Raw genomic sequence first — 17831 nt, 5'->3', positions numbered from 1 at the left:
GGTTTAATGTTTTTTTAGCGATTTTTTTGCTTTAGCCGCACAGCCTATCACAAACGGCTTTTTCCCCCTACTTTCGCGAGTAACGCCTCGGCAGGTTATTCAATAAAATCGAACGAAGATCTCGAAATATTGCGCTATCACTGTTGGGGGAATGTGAATAGCATGTAGTTCATGCAAGGGACGCTGAGTCCTGATGTCACTGTCACAACGTAAGGAATTATCGATGAGCAACGTATTGGTTCTGAAATCAAGCATCCTGGCGACCTACTCTCAGTCTAACCAACTGGCCGATTTCTTCGTAGAGCAATGGAGCAACGCCCACAGCGGCGACACCATCACCGTGCGCGATCTGGCCGCACAGCCAATCCCGGTGCTGGACGGCGAGCTGGTTGGCGCGCTGCGTCCTTCCGATGCTCCGTTGACTCCGCGTCAACAAGAAGCGCTGGCCCTGTCGGACGAACTGATCGCCGAGCTGCAGGCCAATGACGTCATCGTGATCGCCGCACCGATGTACAACTTCAACATCCCGACCCAGCTGAAAAACTATTTCGATCTGGTCGCCCGCGCCGGCGTGACTTTCCGTTACACCGAAAACGGTCCGGAAGGCCTGGTGAAAAACAAACGCGCCGTGATCCTGACCAGCCGCGGCGGCATTCATAAAGGCACCCCAACCGACCTGGTGGAACCTTACCTGCGTCTGTTCCTGGGCTTCATCGGCATCACCGACGTGGAGTTCGTCTTCGCGGAAGGCATCGCCTACGGTCCGGAAGTGGCAACCAAAGCACAGGAAGACGCCAAAGCGGCCCTGTCTCAGGTGGTTGCCGCGTAAGAGCCTGCGCAGGGGCGCCATGCCCCTGCCGGACAAGAGGCAAGCCTTGTCAAACCTGCACTACCCTCATAATAATCATCTATCCGTATCATTCAGCGCGCCAGACGGCGCGCTTTTTTTTACTTCTTCAGCCACTGGCCGTTGATGCCGCGCACATACTCGCCGCTCTGCGCCCGCGTCACCAGCTTCTGGCCGGCCATGCGCGCCACTTCATCGACGGCGATATGGTTGCCGTCCGCCACTTCCTGATACTTCTCGGCGCGGCCGGCGTTGATGCGCTTCACCAGCGCCAAAGTTTCGGCGTCCTGCTGCACCGGCGCGATGTAGCCGCTCAGGGTTTCCCCCACCCGCCCTTGCTGCTTCGCCTCATCCAGCGTCAGCGCCATCGCCAGGCCGCTGAACAGCCAGGCGGCGCCGGCCAGCCACAAATAACGTTTTTTCATGTCGGCTCCTAGAACAGACCGCTTTGGGTTTTCAGCAGGTTTTCGACGTCCTTATCCACCTTGATATGAATTTCATGTTCGATCTTGACGTTCATATTGATGGTGATCGGATCCTTAGGCGTCGCCACCTCGATGCGCGGCACGCAGCCGCTCAGCAGCGAAACGCACAGCACCGCTGCCAGCGTCGACACACTCATGATTTTCATTGTTGCTCCCCAGGTTGTGAGAGGGCCTGCTCCAGCCACTCCTGTAAATTGTCGCCGAAGCGCAAACTGCGCCACAGCTGAAACACGTTTTCCTGATGACGATAGTTCAGGATCACCTCGCGCTTGGCGCTTTTCTGCGGGTTGATGCCGTCGATGCGTGCGCTCAGCGTCAGCTCGCCCAGGTTGTCGAGATCGACCCGGGCATGCGAACGGTTGATTTCCATGTAGCGCAGCCAGTCGATCGCCGCGCCGGTCGCCAGGTTGTTGCTGCCGATGGCGTCGGCCATGTCTTTGTCCAGGCGCAGCGTCAACGTGCCGGCGTTGGCGATCCAGCCGTTTTGCACCAGCCACTTCGGATGGTTCAGGAACAGCGGCAACTCGCCGTCGACGCGGCCGGACATGGCGAACTGCTTCGGTTTCAGGGCGGTAAACAGCGCGCTGAGATCGACCTTGTCCAGCTTCAGCACTGCGGCGTCATGCTGCGGCAACCGCAGCGCCGACAGGCTGATATGCCCGTTGAGCATGTCCACGCCGACGTTGCTCAACGTCAGTGGCTGCCCTTCGCTATAAGGATAGGTGCCCTGCAAATCGGCGGAAATGTTCTGCATCTCGAACAGGTTGGTGAAAGACTTGATGCGCAGCGATACCGGCTGTTTAGCCCCCAGTTGCCAATGATGCTGCTTGAACCGGTACGACAGGATGAAATCCAGGCCGCTCATTTCGCCGTCCTTCAGCCACATGCCGCCGTTTTTCACCACCCAATGACCGCCGGCCTCGAATCCTTGTTCACGGGCGGCGGAAAACGCCGATTGCGCGTAGAACTCACCGTCGCGCAGCGTGAGATTCAGATCCGGCGCCAGCAGCGGTTGGAAGACCTTCAGCGACTGTTTCGGCCACCAGCCTTCGCCGCGCAGACGTTCGCCGTCCCAACGGCCGCGCAGCGCGATCGGCCCGATCTGTTGCGCCTGCAGCTTGCCCTGCATCTGGAAACTGTCCGGCGAACGGCCGTTCACCTGCAGCGCCAGCACCGGCGCCGGCAGATAGCCGCCATCGCTGAAGCTGACCTTATCCGCCGCCAGCTGCAGCTCACCGTTGAACTGCGGGCTTTGTTCATCACGCCGCCAGCGCAGCGGCTGGTTGAGGCTCAAGCGCGGCGCGGCGACCGTCACCAGGCCGTACTTCAACTTATCGAAGCCGGTGGAGAGTTTATCGAGCACCAACTCGCTGTCGCGCCAGCTGCCGCTGCCGGCCACGTCCCAGGCGGCCTGCAGCGGCGGCAAGCGGCCATTGCCCCAGTAGCGCCATTGCCAGTGGCCCTTGTCCGGCCAGAAATCCTGCGCCTGGCCGTCCAGATGCAGCTTGAAGCGGCCCCAGTAACTGTCGCTGGCGCTCAAGATCGCCTGCAGGCGGCCGGTAATACCGGCAGCGGTCACCTTCACGCCCGCCAGCGGCAAACGCGCCTCTTCCAGCGTCATTTCCGGCGTCACCTTGCCCCACAGGCGCAGCAACGAACCCGGCTGCAGAACCAGCGTCGGGTTGAGAATGCTGCCGCCGAGCACGCCCGGGATCGACGCGGTAGCGGAGAAGTCGGCCAGATTGGCCTGGCCGGTCAGTTGGAACCGCAGATCGCTGTCGGTCAGCCCCACCTTGCCCGGCCCAAGCGTCAGCACCGCATTGCCCTTGCCGTTGTGGCCGGCCGTGATCACGTTCAGCCGCGCGCTGATCTCCGTTTCATCCAGTCCCTTGCTCCAGTCGTGCAGCGCGATGCTGAGGCCGCCGTTCAACGGCTGTCCGCTGTAGGGCCAACGCCACTCGCCCTGCTTGATGCTGACCCGCTGCGGGGTCACTTCCCACGGCAGCACCGCCAGCGGCCGATCGTCGCCTTTCTCGCTCACCGTCAACACGCCCTGCTGCTGTTGCCAGCGCATATCCAGCAAAACCGGTTTTTCCAGATAGGCCGTCTGCATTTCACCCTGCAGCGCGCCCTGCGTCGGCAGGCTGGCCAGATCCAGCGGAATGGTTATCTTGCCGGCGAGGCGCAGCGGTTGCGCGCTGTTGGGCGGAATGACGGTCAGGCTGTGCAACGTCAGCTGTTGTTTTTCATCCAGCTGCGCCTCGGCGCTGAGATTCGGCCCCCGATAATGCAGACGTTGCCCGTCAGAGCCGGAGGAAAGCTGCAGCTTCCCGGCATAACGCTGCCAGGGAATGAGCGTGAGGTCATGAATGGTGAGATCCAGCGGCGGCAGCTGCCGCTGCAGTTGATCGAGCGCAAGCGGCGCGCTGTTGGCGTCGCCGCCCGGCAGTTTTGACAAACAGGCGCTATCGACGCTGACCTTATCGCTCGACAGCTGCCAGCGGCCTTGCCGATAAGCCAGCCGCGTCGGCCCGACGCTGGCCAGCAGACAATCTTGCGCGGTGAAACGCGCCCCCGCCAACGTCAGGCCGCCCTGGCGCCAATGCAATTTGCCCTGCAACTCCAGTCGGCTTCCCGCCGGCAACCAATGCGATAACACCCCCGGCAGCCAGCGCGGCAAGGTTTGCCACAACGCCAGCACCAGGATTGCGCAGCCCGCCACCGTCCCTATGAATACTTTCAATCGCCTGGTCATTAAATGATTGCTTCGTTCCTGTGTTAGGCATTGGTTAAGTCTATGCCTGAATTGACAATAATGATGGCACGAATTTGACATAGGGTGAAGCTGAGCGCGGTCGCAGAGGCGATTTGCACCCTTTTGGCGCAAGCGCGCGCGGAGTTGTAGATTTTCGTTACATATACATCACATAAATAGGACAGTTTTCAGACTTTTGTTATTGTTGTTACCGTTGATGATTAATAGTCTTGCAAGCATTCTAATAAAAGTTTAGCTGCTAGCTAACTGTGTACTAGAGAAGCCATTCCCCACACCCCCGTGGGGATTTTTTTGTCGCCCGCCTCACCGTCGCCTTCCCTTCACCGTCGCCAGCCCACAGCAGCCTTGCAGCGTGGCTAACCAATTGTCGAATTTACTAAAATCTGTTAAATTGATCACAAAATCACGGTGGAGAAACCACGATGAAATTGGCGATATACAGCACCAAACAGTATGACCGTAAATATCTCGAACTGGTGAATCAGCAGTTTGGCTATGAGCTGGAATTCTTCGACTTTTTACTCAGTAAAAAAACCGCCAAAACGGCCGCCGGTTGCAAGGCGGTGTGTATCTTCGTCAACGACGACGGTAGCCGTGAAGTGCTCGAAGAACTGGCGGCGCTGGGCGTCGAAATTCTCGCCCTGCGCTGCGCCGGTTTTAATAACGTCGATCTGGACGCCGCCAAAGCGCTGGGCATCAAGGTAGTGCGCGTGCCGGCCTACTCGCCGGAAGCCGTGGCGGAACACGCGGTAGGCATGATGATGTGCCTGAACCGCCGTATTCACCGCGCATATCAACGCACCCGCGACGCCAATTTCTCTCTCGAAGGGCTGATCGGCTTTAACATGCACAATCGCACCGCCGGCGTGATCGGCACCGGTAAAATCGGCGTGGCGACGATGCGCATTCTCAAAGGCTTCGGCATGAAGCTGCTGGCTTACGATCCGTTCCCCAGCGAACAGGCGCTGGAACTGGGCGCAGAGTATGTCGACCTGAAAACGCTGTACGCGCAATCCGACGTAATCACCCTGCACTGCCCGCTGACGCCGGAAAACCACCATCTGCTGAATGCCGACGCCTTCGCGATGATGAAAAACGGCGTAATGGTGATCAACACCAGCCGCGGCGCGCTGATCGACTCTACCGCCGCCATCGACGCGTTGAAGCAGCAAAAAATCGGCGCGCTCGGGATGGACGTCTACGAGAACGAACGCGATCTGTTCTTTGAAGACAAGTCTAACGACGTGATTCAGGATGACGTGTTCCGCCGCCTGTCGGCCTGCCACAACGTGCTGTTCACCGGCCATCAGGCTTTCCTGACCGAAGAGGCGCTGACCAGCATTTCGCAAACCACGCTGCAGAACATCAGCCAATTGGATCGCGGCGAAGCCTGCCCGAACCAGTTGAACGCGTGAACGGCATTTCGGGGCGCCCCCTGCGGCGCCCTGTTTATTTGAGAGCGCGACGATGAGAACAACGATGGCCGCCCTTGCGGCGCTGGTCTTGGGGGGATGCAGCATGAAACCACCCGCGACCGTTACGCCCGGCGATCTGATGCATCATAATTTCGTGTTGCAGAGCGTCGATGGCGAAGCGGCAAAATCCCCAACGGGCGGCGTCCTGCTCAATCTGGAGTTCGGCGAGAACCTGCATGTGTCCGGCGCGATGTGCAACCGCTTTTTCGGCCAGGGGCAATTACGCGACGGCGTACTGACGGTAAAACCGTTGGCCTCGACGCGCAGGCTGTGCCCTGATGAGCAGCGCAATCGCTGGGATCGGGTGATCGGCACCGTGCTGGAAAACGGCGCCGAAGTGACGCTGAGCGCGCAGCAGCTGACGCTCAACGGCAGCGGCCACACGCTGGTTTATGCCCTGCGCGACTGGGTATATTGATTCTGGACGCCAGGCCTGGCGCCGTGGGCTTACCCGGCGCAGCTGCCCAGGCCCAGCGTGCGTTCCTCACACTGTTTGCCGTTCGGCATCTGGCACATGCGCAACGCTTCACCGTTCAAGTTGTGCGCGATGGTGGTGACGCCGCCGACCGCCGCGCAACCGGCGCTGGTCTGCAACGTATTGATTCTGGCACTGTTGCCCTGCTGTACTGGCTCTTCGTTGTTGCTGCTGCAGGCGGCTAAAAGCAGCACGGCGCTGGCAAGCAGCCATTTTGATGTCGTCATTATCCCACTCCTGAACCCGGAACTGCGCTGTGTAAAATCGCCATTGCCGATAACGCGCGTCACTTGGCGGACACGTTTCGCTATCTTTGATGCAAACTTGTTTAATCTAGCTCGATATATAAATAATGAAAATATATTCCGGCCATTATTTGTGGTTTTTTTGCGCCGGCCGGACATTTATTTTGTTTGCAGAATATTTCCGCCCCCATTGCGGGAGGTTAAACGTGACAGCGGCCCCCACCGCCCGCCCCGGCCGCAGAGAGAAAGTGATAACGTCACCGTTGCCGGCGACGGGGTTTCTTCGCATGATATCGGTATTAATTAACCCCGCGTGCTTTCGGCGTGACGGCGCATTTTTTGCTACCGGAGAGGATGATATTTGCGTCTATGCTGACGGCGCTAACTAATTAGCATTCCACTATTTTCAGTGAATGATGGCTGAATTCTTCAACCGGCGCGACTTGCTGTCACGCCGGCTTTTTTTACATCAAAATAACATTCAGTGCACAGAGGCTTTCGACAGTAAATTAATTACCAGCACGCCGGCAATAATTAATCCCATACCGACAATCGCCGGCCAATCCAATTTTTGCTGATAAACGAATACCGCCGCGACCGACACCAGCACGATCCCCATGCCCGACCAAATCGCATACACAATGCCCAGCGGCATGCTCTTGACCACCATCGACAGCCCCCAAAACGCTACGCCGTAGCCCAGCACCACCAGCAGCGACGGCCACAGACGGGTAAAGCCCTCGGAGGCTTTCAACATGGTGGTGGCGATCACTTCCGCGACTATCGCCATCGTCAAATACATAAATCCGCTCATGGTTTTCTTCTGTCAGTTTACCGATGCGCAATTATGACGCGCCGGAAATAAATTGTCTTTAAACGGCGAAAACAATTTATTGAAGGACCTCAACCGGCGATGCAAATAGCGATGCCGGATACGCTTGCCGATTTATCGCCCGCCACACAAACGCGATAAAGCCGCGTTCAAACCCTCTGTTAGACTTTTTTCCATTACTGCGAAAGTGCGCTTTCGCGGCTTTGTGAGCAATGAAAAGGTAATGTCGATGATAACTACAGATGGTAATAATGCAGTCGCTTCCGTGGCCTATCGCACCAACGAAGTGATTGCCATCTACCCTATCACGCCAAGTTCCACCATGGCGGAGCAGGCGGACGCCTGGTCCGGCGATGGCCGGCAAAACATCTGGGGTGATATCCCGCGAGTGGTGGAAATGCAGTCGGAGGGCGGCGCGATCGCCACCGTGCACGGCGCCTTGCAGACCGGCGCGCTGTCCACCTCGTTCACCTCATCGCAGGGTCTGCTGCTGATGATCCCGACGCTGTACAAACTGGCCGGCGAGCTGACGCCGTTTGTACTGCACGTCGCCGCGCGCACCGTGGCCACGCACGCGCTGTCAATCTTCGGCGATCACTCTGACGTGATGGCGGTGCGCCAGACCGGCTGCGCCATGCTGTGCGCCGGCAGCGTGCAGGAAGCGCAGGATTTCGCGCTGATCTCGCAGACCGCCAGCCTCAACGCGCGCCTGCCGTTCATCCACTTTTTCGACGGGTTCCGCACCTCGCACGAGATCAATAAAATCGTACCGCTCAGCGACGATACGTTGCGGCACATGCTGCCGCAGGCGGCGATCGACGCCCACCGCCGCCGGGCGCTGTCGCCGGATCATCCGGTGGTGCGCGGCACTTCCGCCAACCCTGACACCTATTTCCAGTCGCGCGAGGCCACCAACCCTTGGTATGACGCCGCCGACCAGCACGTGATCGACGCCATGGAGGCCTTCGCCGCCCTCACCGGCCGCCACTACCGGCCGTTCGACTATTATGGCCACCCGCAGGCCGAACGCGTGGTGGTGGTGATGGGCTCCGCCGCCGGCACCTGCGAAGAAGTGATCGACACCCTGCTGACCCGCGGCGAAAAAGTCGGCGTGCTGAAAGTGCGGCTGTTCCGGCCGTTCTCCGCCAAACACCTGCTCGGCGCGCTGCCGGACAGCGTGCGCAGCGTCGCGGTGCTCGATCGCACCAAAGAACCAGGCGCGCTGGCCGAGCCGCTGTATCTGGACGTTATGACCGCGCTGGCGGAAGCCTACAGCCGGGGCGAGCGCGCCACGCTGCCGCGAGTGATCGGCGGCCGTTACGGCCTGTCGTCGAAGGAGTTCGGCCCGGACTGCGCGCTGGCGGTGTTTCGCGAGCTGGCCCAGCCGCAGCCGCGCCCGCGCTTCACCGTCGGCATCTTCGATGACGTCACCGGCCTTTCGCTGCCGCTGAGCGACGAAATCCTGCCGCAGCGCGCCTCGCTGGAAGCGCTGTTCTACGGTTTGGGCAGCGACGGCTCGGTCTCGGCCACCAAGAACAACATCAAAATCATCGGCAACGCCACGCCGCTGTATGCGCAGGGCTATTTCGTCTACGACTCCAAAAAGGCCGGCGGCCTGACGGTCTCGCACCTGCGCGTCAGCGAGCAGCCGATCAATTCGGCCTATCTGGTCAGCCAGGCGGATTTCGTCGGCTGCCACCAGCTGCAGTTTATCGATAAGTACCAGATGGTTGAGCGCCTCAAACCCGGCGGCACCTTCCTGCTCAATACCCCTTACGGCGCCGACGAAGTCTGGTCGCGCCTGCCGCAGGAGGTACAGGCGCTGTTGCATCAACGCCAGGCGCGTTTCTACATCATCAACGCCGCCAAGCTGGCGCGTGAATGCCGGCTCGGCGCGCGCATCAACACCGTCATGCAGATGGCGTTTTTCCATCTGACGCAGATCCTGCCGAGCGACGTGGCGCTGCAACAGCTGCAGGACGCCATCGCCCGCAGCTACAGCAGCAAAGGCCAGGAGATCGTCGAGCGCAACTGGCAGGCGCTGGGCGCCACCCGCGGCGCGCTGATTGAAATCCCGCTGCAGCCGGTCGACGACAGCAGCCCGATGCGCCCGCCGGTGGTCTCGGACGCCGCGCCTGACTTCGTCAAAACCGTTACCGCCGCGATGCTGGCCGGACTGGGCGATGCGCTGCCGGTTTCCGCCTTCCCGCCGGACGGCACCTGGCCGGTGGGCACCACCCAGTGGGAAAAGCGCAACATCGCCGAAGCGATCCCGGTCTGGCAGCCCGACCTGTGCACCCAGTGCAACCATTGCGTCGCCGCCTGTCCGCACTCCGCCATTCGCGCCAAGGTCGTGCAGCCGGCGGAGATGGAACACGCCCCCGCCTCCCTGCAGTCGCTGGATGTCAAAGCGCGCGATATGCGCGGGCAAAAATACGTGCTGCAAGTGGCGCCGGAGGATTGCACCGGCTGTAACCTGTGCGTCGAGGTCTGCCCGGCGAAAGATCGCCAGAACCCGGAGATCAAGGCCATCAATATGGCTTCACGCCTCGATAATCTGACGGCGGAAAAAGACAACTACGATTTCTTCCTGCAGCTGCCGGAAATCGATACGGCGCAGCTGGAACGCATCGACATTCGCACCTCGCAGCTGATCACGCCGCTGTTCGAGTACTCCGGCGCCTGCTCCGGCTGCGGCGAAACGCCGTACATCAAGCTGTTGACCCAGCTCTATGGCGACCGATTGCTGATCGCCAACGCCACCGGCTGTTCGTCGATCTACGGCGGCAACCTGCCGACCACGCCGTACACCACCAACGCCGAAGGGCGCGGGCCGGCATGGGCCAACTCGCTGTTCGAAGACAACGCCGAATTCGGCCTGGGCTTCCGTTTGACGGTCGATCAACATCGCGCGCGGGTGCTGCGCCTGCTGAATTCGCTGGCGCCGCAGTTGCCGGAGCAGTTGGTCAATGCCCTGCAGATGGAAGACGTGGCGCCGGAGCCGCGCCGCAAGCAAATCGCCGAACTGCGCGCGCTGCTGGCGAGTATTGAAGGTGAAGATGCGCGCCAGCTGGCGACCGACGCCGACTATCTGGTGGATAAATCCATCTGGCTGATCGGCGGTGACGGCTGGGCCTACGACATCGGCTTCGGTGGTTTGGATCACGTCCTCAGCCTGACGGAGAACGTCAACGTGCTGGTGCTCGACACCCAGTGCTACTCCAACACCGGCGGCCAGCAGTCGAAGGCCACGCCGCTCGGCGCGGTGACCAAATTCGGCGAGCACGGCAAGCGCAAGGCGCGCAAGGATCTGGGCGTCAGCATGATGATGTACGGCCATGTTTACGTCGCGCAGATCTCGCTGGGGGCGCAGCTCAACCAGACGGTGAAAGCGATTCAGGAGGCCGAGGCCTATCCGGGACCGTCGCTGATCATCGCCTACAGCCCGTGCGAAGAGCACGGCTACGATCTGGCGCTCAGCCACGATCAGATGAAACAGCTGACCGCCACCGGCTTCTGGCCGCTGTACCGCTTCGATCCGCGCCGCAGCGCCGAAGGCAAGGCCGCATTGGCGCTGGATTCGCGGCCGCCGAACAGCAACCTGTCGGAAACGCTGCTGAAAGAACAGCGTTTCCGTCGCCTGAACGCGCAGCAGCCGGAGGTAGCCAGCGCGCTGTATCAGGCCGCCGAGAAAGAGCTGAAGGAGAAATACGATTTCCTCAGCCTGCTGGCCGGCAAGGCGGAAAAGTCCGCCGCTGAGTAACCTCCCTCAGGGCGCGAGCGATTCGCGCCCTGTTTTCTTTTACTTCACGTATCCTGCCGCCTTATGCCCCGTGCCCGCTGCCATCCTCCCCGAGAAACATTGCGCGTTTTGGAGGGGTAAATGACGGATGCGGGCGCGCCGGCGCGTTATGTCGTCGCCTATGATGCAGCAACTCTCCCTCAACAGTAAGGAACGCTGCGATGAACATCCGCATCATGGCCGCCATGGCCGTTTTATCCTGTACCTTCGCCGGTTCGGCGATGGCGGAAGGAACATTTATCCTGTCCAGCCCGCAAGTGAACGACGGACATTTCACCCAAAATCAATTGCTCAGCAACGATTATGGCTTTGGCTGCAGCGGCAATAATCGCTCACCGGCGTTACGCTGGCAGGGAGCGCCGGCGGGAACGCGCAGCTTCGCACTGCAGATCTATGACCGCGATGCCCCTACCGGCCTCGGCTGGGTACACTGGCAAGTGGTAAATATTCCGGCCGATATCGCCGCATTGCCCGCCGGGATCGGCGCGCACAATGAGGGTTTGCCAGGTAACGCCATTCAAACCCGCACTGACTTTGGCGTACCGGGATACGGCGGCCCTTGCCCTCCCGTCGGCAGCACGCACCGCTACGTCATTACGTTGACCGCGCTGAAAACAGACCGGCTGCCCGCCATTACCCCCGACGCGACGCCCGCTCTGGTGGGTTATATGACCCAGAGCAACGCACTGGCCAGCGCACAGCTTGAGGTTAGACAAAGTCGCTAGCGATGATCGCCAGCCTTTCACGAATTTGAGCTGGGTTGAAACCAAAACGGGTACGGAAGCGCGCGGTGAATTTGGACGGGCTTTCGTACCCCACGGCGAGCGCAACCTGATTTACCGCCATATCGGTCACCTGCAACAGCGTCAGGGCGTGGCACATACGGGCTTCGGTAAGCAATTGATGAAATGACATGCCCTCCGCCGCCAACCGACGACGGAAAGTCGACTCCGACATAGCGAAATGCTGCGCGATATCCGGCGCTAACCACTGGCGCGCCAAATCGTCGGATACCCGCTTTCTCACCTGACGACTCAGTTTTTCGGCCTTCACAGGCGCCCACCGAAGGCCCGACTCCTCAAGCCAGATCTGCACTTCTTCCATGCGCTTTACAGCAACCCGCTCCGGTATCGCCTCCGGATCCATGATAGCCGCGCGCGCGTGGTAGAACGCCTGACGAAAACCGCCACAAAGACTGTATAGGGCGTGAGGTTCGTCCGTCGTCAACGCGTCGGGGAAACTCAACCACTCGGCAGCATAAATACCCGTTTCGGATGACCGTATGTTCGTGACGTCCAACGTGCAGTCAGCCGCAATCAGGATGGCATCACCCGGTTGCAGAAGGATATCGCGATGTTGCCAACACACCCGTTTGCTCCCTTCCCGCACCAGAATCAGCGACGCAGATTCCAGCGCAATGCTGCGGGTAAGCAGCGTTTGGGTTTGCAGAACGCTGGCGGTGCAGCCAATATGCTCGCGGCAACGTATTTCTCTTGTCGTTTTGTCGATGTCCATGCGGAGTTACCAGGTGTTTAGAGTGGGCAATATCGGCCACGGTTCAAACAGACGTCTGCACCGCACGCAGAGTCTGAGCATGATCGTCCACCAACTTGAAATCAAGCCGTTTCGCGGCGCAGCGGCTAATGAAACGGGAAAAAGCCTTTCAGCCGCCGATAAAACCTGCTGGCATTCCTGCGCGCAATCCGTACCATACAGGCCTCGCGTCGGGCGCGTGGAAGCTGGATGATGAATAATGATCAAAATCGGCCGGTTGAATGGTAAACTCGCGGTCTACAACGCCATGCCCCTAGTGCCCCCCATTGAGAATGAGCACGATTTAAATGTCAGAAAAGCAATCCGTTAGCCAAAAAGAGCAGTACAACCTGAACAAATTGCAAAAGCGCCTGCGCCGCAACGTGGGCGAAGCGATCGCCGATTTCAATATGATTGAAGAAGGCGACCGCATCATGGTCTGTCTGTCCGGCGGCAAAGACAGCTACACCATGCTGGAGATCCTGCGCAATCTGCAGCAGAGCGCGCCGATCAATTTCTCGCTGGTGGCGGTGAATCTCGACCAAAAACAGCCCGGCTTCCCTGAGCATATTCTGCCTGCTTACCTGGAAGGCTTGGGGGTGGAGTACAAGATCGTCGAAGAAAACACCTACAGCATCGTTAAAGACAAGATCCCGGAAGGCAAAACCACCTGTTCACTGTGCTCGCGCCTGCGCCGCGGCATTCTGTATCGCACCGCCACCGAACTGGGCGCCACCAAGATCGCGCTGGGCCACCACCGCGACGATATTCTGCAGACGCTGTTCCTCAACATGTTCTACGGCGGCAAGATGAAAGGCATGCCGCCCAAACTGATGAGCGACGACGGCAAGCACGTGGTCATTCGCCCGCTGGCCTATTGCCGCGAGAAAGACATCGAGCGTTTCTCGATCGCCAAAGCGTTCCCGATCATTCCATGCAATCTGTGCGGCTCTCAGCCTAATTTGCAGCGCCAGGTGATCGGCGACATGCTGCGCGACTGGGACAAACGTTACCCAGGCCGGCTGGAAACCATGTTCAGCGCCATGCAAAACGTGGTGCCTTCGCACCTGAGCGATATCAATCTATTCGATTTCAAAGGCATTCACCACGGCAGCGCGGTGGTGGACGGCGGCGATTTGGCCTTCGATCGCGAAGACATTCCGATGCAGCCGGTCGGCTGGCAGCCGGAAGATTCGGACGACGCGGCGCCTGCGCCGGCGCGTTTGGACGTGCTGGAAATCAAATAAGTCCCCTCGCCGCCCGCCACCCTGCGAGCGGCGACATTCTCCTCACTCGACGATCTCGATCCTGTTCACAGTTTGCGCAAAATTTGCTGGGCGATGCCGTTTTTACCCTATACTGTTCATTTATACAGTCATATGGAGATCGCGCAATGAATATCACCCCCTGCCTGTCCCACGTCTCGCTGGGCTCGAACGATTTCGTCGCCGCCGCGGCCTTTTACGATCGCACGCTGGCCGCCTTGGGTTGCCGACGGGTGCTGGAGCATCCCGGCGCGATCGGTTATGGCCGCGACTACCCGGAGTTCTGGCTGCAGGTGCCGATCGACGGCCAGCCCGCTTCACCCGGCAACGGCACGCACGTCGGTTTTTTCGCGACCAGCAAGCAGCAGGTGGATGAATTCCATCGCCAGGCGCTGTTGGCCGGCGCCGTCGATGAAGGCGCGCCCGGTTCGCGGCCGCACTACGGTGAGGCTTACTACGGCTGCTTTGTCCGCGATTTGGATGGGCACAAGATTGAAGCCAGCTTCTGGGATGAAAGCGCGGCCTGAGGAAGAGAGAAATCGAATAAAAAAATGCCGGTGATTAAACCGGCATTGTACGAATCAAATGTGCTATGCAGTAATTCAAAAATAAGAAAGTAAGACAATTATGGAGCGCAACGCCCATCGCTTGACGTTGCATTCACCTGCGAGAGAGATCATGCCCCATTTCCCCCGGCTAAATGTTGATTTTGCTCAATGTTAACCGGGTTTTCGTCATTTTCGCCTACAGCCAGCGGCTGCGCTTCAGCCACCAGGCGACGCCAAGCACCAACCCGACCAGCATCAGGCAAAATGCCGCGAAACCGAAGGGGTTGCCGCCGCCCGGTATGCCGCCAAGGTTGACGCCAAACAGCCCGGTCAGGAAGGTGGTCGGCAGAAATACCATCGCCAACAGCGACATGGTGTAAGTGCGGCGGTTCATCGCGTCGGCCATCACCGTGGTAATTTCGTCGGACAAGATGGCGGTGCGCGCGATGCTGCCGTCCAGATCGTCCAACCCGCGCCCCAGGCGATCCGCGATGTCCTGCATGCGGCGGCGATCGTCGTCGCTCATCCACGGCAGGCGGTCGCTGGCCAGCCGTGCGAAAACGTCACGCTGCGGCGCCATGTAACGGCGCAGCACGATAAGCTGTTTACGGATCAACGCCAGCTGGCCACGCTCCGGCACCTGCTGTTCCAGCAAGGCGTCCTCCAGATCGATAATCTTGTCGTGCAGATCCTCAATGAATTCGCTGGTGTGATCGGTCAACGCATCGGAAATCTCCACCAGCCAGTTGCCGCTGTTGGTCGGCCCGGCGCCGCTTTGCAAATCGTTCACCACCTGATCGATGGAATACACCTTGCGGTGCCGCGTGGAGATAATCAGTTTATCGGTGATGTACACGCGAATGGTGACCAACTGGTCCGGCCGTGAGTTGGCGTTAAAGTTGATGCTGCGCAGCGTGATCATGGTGCCTTCGCCCTGGCGGCTGACGCGCGGCCGTGAGCTTTCGCCGGAGAGCGCTTCGCGCACCGAGTCCGGCAGCAGCGGCGTGGTGCTCAGCCATTCGGCGCTGGCCGGGTGCGCGTAATCAAGATGCAGCCAGCAAGGCGCGTCGCAGGTGATCTTGTCATCCCGCTCGATCGGCGTGATGCCGCCCTTGCCATCCAGCTGGTAGGCGTAGACCGCGTCGGCGACCTGCAGCTCGCTCCCCTCAATCACATCCATTCATTTATCCCCTCAGTCTTGCTTATGTTGCTGAGTCTAGCGTTAACGCCTTGGAGATCAAAGACCAAGCTGTAACGCCAGTTTTCATGTTGTCCCATAAGCGTGGTCTATACTTCTGCTGCCAGGAACGCAAGACAGCCCGAGAGGAAACTCGCATGTTACAAATCAGCACCGCAGATATCTTGAAAATCGTCCTACCGACCGTCATTACGCTGTTTATCGCCGTGGTCAAAACGCCTTTTCGCATTCGGCGGGAAAACCACGATAAGCTGTTAAACCTGCTCGAATCCGTCGAGAAGCCCCAAAGCGCCCCCATACGTCTGTTGCGGTTTCGCGACTATATCGGCAACCGCAGCGCCGGCCTTGTTGCGCTGCAGCTGCTGCTGGCATTGCCGGATAGCGTAGCGGCGCTGGAACGCTATCGTTTCACCGGTGGCCGTCAGCAAATCTTGCGCGCCACGCCCGCAGGCTTCGTTTTGCGGCCAAGCGCCAATAACGCGTTCAAGCGTTTCTTGCTTTCCTGTCGCTATTTCTTGCTGTATTTGGTGTTCGTTACGTTGCTGGTGCTGTTCCCTACGTTGACTCAATGGGGGCTGCAGCAGTTAGGGGTATTGATTACGCCCTATTCACTCCGCTATCTGCCTAATGCGCGCATCACCGACGGCTGGCAGCTGCTGTTCCCCGGTTTATTATTTATTATCATTATGTTCAGCCTGGCATACCTGACCTTCAGGCAGCTGGCACGCGCGGGTAACCTCAGTTCGGAACGCGCCTTTTATCGCTACTATCAACGAGCGCGTGAGGAACAACGATGCCGGGAAGTCCTGAGACAACTGCGCGCTGCGCTGCGCCGAACCTGACGAGAATGCGCCGCCTGCGCTGCATCGCAATGGCCGCCCTGCTGCTGTTCGGCCAATCGGCTCGTGCAGAGCCGGTGTTAGAACGCCTCGCCACACCCTATCACGCGCCGACGGCGGCGGGTTCACTGCCTTATTTTGTCGCGCACGCTCACTCCCCCCAGCCGCGCACCGCGCTGGTGGTGATGCACGGCCACCCGCGCGATGTCGCCAAGACATTGCAAGCGGCGATCGACGCCGCGCAGGGAGCGGGAGACAACAGCTTGCTGGTCGCCCCGCTGTTCCAGGTACCGGAGACGCTTGCCGCCCGCTGCCGTTCCGCCGGGCTGCCGGCGCCGCAAGAGGGGGACGCCCTGTGGCGCTGCGGCTCCTGGATCGAAGGCGGTTTGGATAATGGCGGGAAAACCGGCTCGTTCAACGCCATGGATAACCTGCTGGCCGATCTGAAACGGCGCTGGCCGTCGTTGCAGTCGATCACCGTCGCCGGTTTCTCCGCCGGCGCCCAATTCGTGCAGCATTATGTCGGCTTCGCCAACCCGCCGGACGGAGTGCGTCTGCGCTATGTCGTCGCCGATCCGGGCAGCTGGCTCTATTTTGACAACCTGCGTCCCCAGCCCCTTCACCCGGAGCTCTGTGGCAGTGAAAAAACCTGTCGCTTCCGCTGGCAAACGCTGGACGCCGGCCAGTGCCCACAGGCTAACCAGTGGAAATATGGTCCGGAAGCGCTTCCCGTTCACCTGCAGCGCACCGCCGACGCAGCCCGCCGGCGCTATGCGGCGGCGGATATCACCTACCTGGCCGCAGACGGTGATACCGGCACCGCGCCGGGGGCCTACTATCGGATACTCGACAAATCCTGCGCCGCCCAGCTGCAGGGTCCCTACCGGTTGCAGCGCGCCCTGGCCTATGCCGACTATGACCGGCGCTATCTGGCGCCGGAGAAGCCGCATCGGTTAACCCTCGTTCCCGGCTGCGGACACAACGTCGCCTGCGTCTTTCCCGCGCCGGCGGCCAGGCAAGCGCTGTTCTCCATTAATGCAGACTAATAATAACGGCATTGAAATAAACCATTGCCGATAAATCAGACAATATCGCCGATAAAGCGCTGGTAATGCCGTTATTATTATGACTTAACATATTGCTATCAATTTTAATTCAAAATGATAATAATAAATCAACACAAAGCTGTTTCAGCGCAAATTTTAGGGGCATATACTTTTCTCACTACGAGGAGGTAGTTATGTTACGCGACCATTTAAAAATAAACGCCAGCGATACGCTGGAAAAAATCAGCAATATCCATTTGCAAAACCAGGGCCAGGAAGAGATCAGTGAGTTTGTGGTGAAAAACGCCGCCGGCCTGCAAATTGGCAAGGTCTCCGTCCACGATCGTTTCAGTACCCGTCGTTCTTATCCCACCAGCTACCGCATTACTCAGACCGATATGAGTGGCCGCGTAGTGGTGGACGCCATGCGGGACTGTCTGTAAGCGTAACCGCTCTCTGAAATAG

At 59.4% G+C, this 17831-nt stretch carries 17 protein-coding genes; 10 read left to right on the top strand and 7 right to left on the bottom strand.

The window, feature by feature from the left end; all coding sequences use genetic code 11:
- Nucleotides 1–223: 223 nt before the first annotated feature.
- The gene (gene azoR, locus J0X03_RS11020; RefSeq protein WP_015377994.1) at nucleotides 224–829 is read left to right on the top strand and encodes an FMN-dependent NADH-azoreductase; all 606 of its coding nucleotides are present in this window, start codon (nucleotides 224–226) and stop codon (nucleotides 827–829) included.
- A gap of 119 nt (nucleotides 830–948) precedes the next feature.
- Here azoR and J0X03_RS11015 read toward each other — a convergent pair whose 3' ends face one another.
- From J0X03_RS11015 to J0X03_RS11005, 3 genes are read right to left on the bottom strand one after another with little or no spacing between them, the layout of a single operon-like run.
- On the bottom strand, nucleotides 949–1272 hold the full coding sequence (locus tag J0X03_RS11015; protein WP_033643218.1) for a YdbL family probable chaperone protein: 324 nt from the start codon (nucleotides 1270–1272) through the stop codon (nucleotides 949–951).
- 8 nt (nucleotides 1273–1280) lie between these two features.
- Nucleotides 1281–1478, bottom strand: coding sequence for a YnbE family lipoprotein (locus tag J0X03_RS11010; RefSeq protein WP_025302979.1), 198 nt, complete (start codon nucleotides 1476–1478; stop codon nucleotides 1281–1283).
- Nucleotides 1475–4087 carry a YdbH family protein gene (locus J0X03_RS11005; RefSeq protein ID WP_046687126.1) on the bottom strand — a complete coding sequence of 871 codons (2613 nt, stop codon included), beginning with the start codon at nucleotides 4085–4087 and terminating at the stop codon, nucleotides 1475–1477. The genes J0X03_RS11010 and J0X03_RS11005 overlap by 4 nt, the downstream gene beginning before the upstream one ends.
- 443 nt (nucleotides 4088–4530) lie before the next feature.
- Between J0X03_RS11005 and J0X03_RS11000 the strand changes: the two genes are divergently transcribed.
- Nucleotides 4531–5523, top strand: coding sequence for a 2-hydroxyacid dehydrogenase (locus J0X03_RS11000; protein WP_033650287.1), 993 nt, complete (start codon nucleotides 4531–4533; stop codon nucleotides 5521–5523).
- Nucleotides 5524–5575: 52 nt separating this feature from the next.
- Entirely contained in the window at nucleotides 5576–6001 is a 426-nt protein-coding gene (hslJ, locus tag J0X03_RS10995; protein WP_033643221.1) for a heat shock protein HslJ, read from the top strand.
- Nucleotides 6002–6030: 29 nt separating this feature from the next.
- Here hslJ and J0X03_RS10990 read toward each other — a convergent pair whose 3' ends face one another.
- Together J0X03_RS10990 and ssmE are read right to left on the bottom strand one after the other, a co-directional pair.
- Complete coding sequence (locus J0X03_RS10990) at nucleotides 6031–6285, bottom strand: DUF333 domain-containing protein (RefSeq protein ID WP_015377999.1); 255 nt, start codon at nucleotides 6283–6285, stop codon at nucleotides 6031–6033.
- A 499-nt stretch (nucleotides 6286–6784) separates the two neighbouring features.
- The gene (gene ssmE, locus J0X03_RS10985; RefSeq protein WP_033632935.1) at nucleotides 6785–7117 is read right to left on the bottom strand and encodes a multidrug efflux SMR transporter SsmE; all 333 of its coding nucleotides are present in this window, start codon (nucleotides 7115–7117) and stop codon (nucleotides 6785–6787) included.
- Between the two features lie 247 nt (nucleotides 7118–7364).
- On the opposite strand from ssmE, the gene nifJ reads away from it, so the two are divergent.
- Nucleotides 7365–10898 carry a pyruvate:ferredoxin (flavodoxin) oxidoreductase gene (nifJ, locus tag J0X03_RS10980; protein WP_103681817.1) on the top strand — a complete coding sequence of 1178 codons (3534 nt, stop codon included), beginning with the start codon at nucleotides 7365–7367 and terminating at the stop codon, nucleotides 10896–10898.
- Nucleotides 10899–11098: 200 nt separating this feature from the next.
- Entirely contained in the window at nucleotides 11099–11662 is a 564-nt protein-coding gene (locus J0X03_RS10975) for a YbhB/YbcL family Raf kinase inhibitor-like protein (protein WP_089194811.1), read from the top strand.
- Here J0X03_RS10975 and J0X03_RS10970 read toward each other — a convergent pair.
- A complete protein-coding gene (locus J0X03_RS10970) occupies nucleotides 11646–12452 on the bottom strand; it encodes a helix-turn-helix transcriptional regulator (protein ID WP_089194812.1) in 807 nt (268 codons plus the stop codon). The two genes, J0X03_RS10975 and J0X03_RS10970, sit on opposite strands and share 17 nt — an antisense overlap.
- Nucleotides 12453–12778: 326 nt before the next feature.
- Here J0X03_RS10970 and ttcA point away from each other — a divergent pair, with 326 nt between their 5' ends.
- Together ttcA and J0X03_RS10960 are read left to right on the top strand one after the other, a co-directional pair.
- On the top strand, nucleotides 12779–13717 hold the full coding sequence (gene ttcA, locus J0X03_RS10965) for a tRNA 2-thiocytidine(32) synthetase TtcA (protein WP_033643222.1): 939 nt from the start codon (nucleotides 12779–12781) through the stop codon (nucleotides 13715–13717).
- 146 nt (nucleotides 13718–13863) lie between these two features.
- Nucleotides 13864–14262, top strand: a complete 399-nt coding sequence (locus J0X03_RS10960) for a VOC family protein (protein ID WP_033643223.1) — start codon at nucleotides 13864–13866, stop codon at nucleotides 14260–14262.
- Nucleotides 14263–14479: 217 nt separating this feature from the next.
- Here J0X03_RS10960 and zntB read toward each other — a convergent pair whose 3' ends face one another.
- Nucleotides 14480–15463 (bottom strand): zinc transporter ZntB, encoded by a 984-nt coding sequence (gene zntB / locus J0X03_RS10955; protein ID WP_160204332.1) that lies wholly within the window; start codon nucleotides 15461–15463, stop codon nucleotides 14480–14482.
- Nucleotides 15464–15618: 155 nt separating this feature from the next.
- Between zntB and J0X03_RS10950 the strand changes: the two genes are divergently transcribed.
- The 3 genes from J0X03_RS10950 to J0X03_RS10940 all read left to right on the top strand — a co-directional run bounded on the left by J0X03_RS10950 (nucleotide 15619) and on the right by J0X03_RS10940 (nucleotide 17809).
- Nucleotides 15619–16323: a hypothetical protein gene (locus J0X03_RS10950; RefSeq protein ID WP_160204333.1), complete on the top strand. Its 705-nt coding sequence runs from the start codon at nucleotides 15619–15621 to the stop codon at nucleotides 16321–16323.
- Nucleotides 16275–17366, top strand: coding sequence for a hypothetical protein (locus J0X03_RS10945; RefSeq protein WP_160204334.1), 1092 nt, complete (start codon nucleotides 16275–16277; stop codon nucleotides 17364–17366). Before J0X03_RS10950 ends, J0X03_RS10945 begins: the two co-directional genes overlap by 49 nt.
- Nucleotides 17367–17560: 194 nt before the next feature.
- On the top strand, nucleotides 17561–17809 hold the full coding sequence (locus J0X03_RS10940; RefSeq protein WP_004930507.1) for a hypothetical protein: 249 nt from the start codon (nucleotides 17561–17563) through the stop codon (nucleotides 17807–17809).
- Nucleotides 17810–17831: the final 22 nt, after the last annotated feature.

Source organism: Serratia ureilytica, assembly GCF_017309605.1.
Classification (GTDB): Bacteria; Pseudomonadota; Gammaproteobacteria; order Enterobacterales; family Enterobacteriaceae; genus Serratia; species Serratia ureilytica.
The sequence above is the reverse complement of the archived record's forward strand: the minus strand, read 5'-3'. Positions and strand labels throughout refer to the sequence as shown.

Coding starts and splice junctions, on each gene's coding strand:
- J0X03_RS11000 (WP_033650287.1), top strand. CDS start 4,531: ATGAAATTGGCGATATACAGCACCAAACAGTATGACCGTAAATATCTC.
- zntB (WP_160204332.1), bottom strand. CDS start 15,463: ATGGATGTGATTGAGGGGAGCGAGCTGCAGGTCGCCGACGCGGTCTAC.
- J0X03_RS10960 (WP_033643223.1), top strand. CDS start 13,864: ATGAATATCACCCCCTGCCTGTCCCACGTCTCGCTGGGCTCGAACGAT.
- azoR (WP_015377994.1), top strand. CDS start 224: ATGAGCAACGTATTGGTTCTGAAATCAAGCATCCTGGCGACCTACTCT.
- J0X03_RS10945 (WP_160204334.1), top strand. CDS start 16,275: ATGCCGGGAAGTCCTGAGACAACTGCGCGCTGCGCTGCGCCGAACCTG.
- J0X03_RS10970 (WP_089194812.1), bottom strand. CDS start 12,452: ATGGACATCGACAAAACGACAAGAGAAATACGTTGCCGCGAGCATATT.
- J0X03_RS10940 (WP_004930507.1), top strand. CDS start 17,561: ATGTTACGCGACCATTTAAAAATAAACGCCAGCGATACGCTGGAAAAA.
- ttcA (WP_033643222.1), top strand. CDS start 12,779: ATGTCAGAAAAGCAATCCGTTAGCCAAAAAGAGCAGTACAACCTGAAC.
- J0X03_RS11010 (WP_025302979.1), bottom strand. CDS start 1,478: ATGAAAATCATGAGTGTGTCGACGCTGGCAGCGGTGCTGTGCGTTTCG.
- J0X03_RS10975 (WP_089194811.1), top strand. CDS start 11,099: ATGAACATCCGCATCATGGCCGCCATGGCCGTTTTATCCTGTACCTTC.
- nifJ (WP_103681817.1), top strand. CDS start 7,365: ATGATAACTACAGATGGTAATAATGCAGTCGCTTCCGTGGCCTATCGC.
- J0X03_RS11005 (WP_046687126.1), bottom strand. CDS start 4,087: ATGACCAGGCGATTGAAAGTATTCATAGGGACGGTGGCGGGCTGCGCA.
- J0X03_RS10950 (WP_160204333.1), top strand. CDS start 15,619: ATGTTACAAATCAGCACCGCAGATATCTTGAAAATCGTCCTACCGACC.
- hslJ (WP_033643221.1), top strand. CDS start 5,576: ATGAGAACAACGATGGCCGCCCTTGCGGCGCTGGTCTTGGGGGGATGC.
- J0X03_RS11015 (WP_033643218.1), bottom strand. CDS start 1,272: ATGAAAAAACGTTATTTGTGGCTGGCCGGCGCCGCCTGGCTGTTCAGC.
- ssmE (WP_033632935.1), bottom strand. CDS start 7,117: ATGAGCGGATTTATGTATTTGACGATGGCGATAGTCGCGGAAGTGATC.
- J0X03_RS10990 (WP_015377999.1), bottom strand. CDS start 6,285: ATGACGACATCAAAATGGCTGCTTGCCAGCGCCGTGCTGCTTTTAGCC.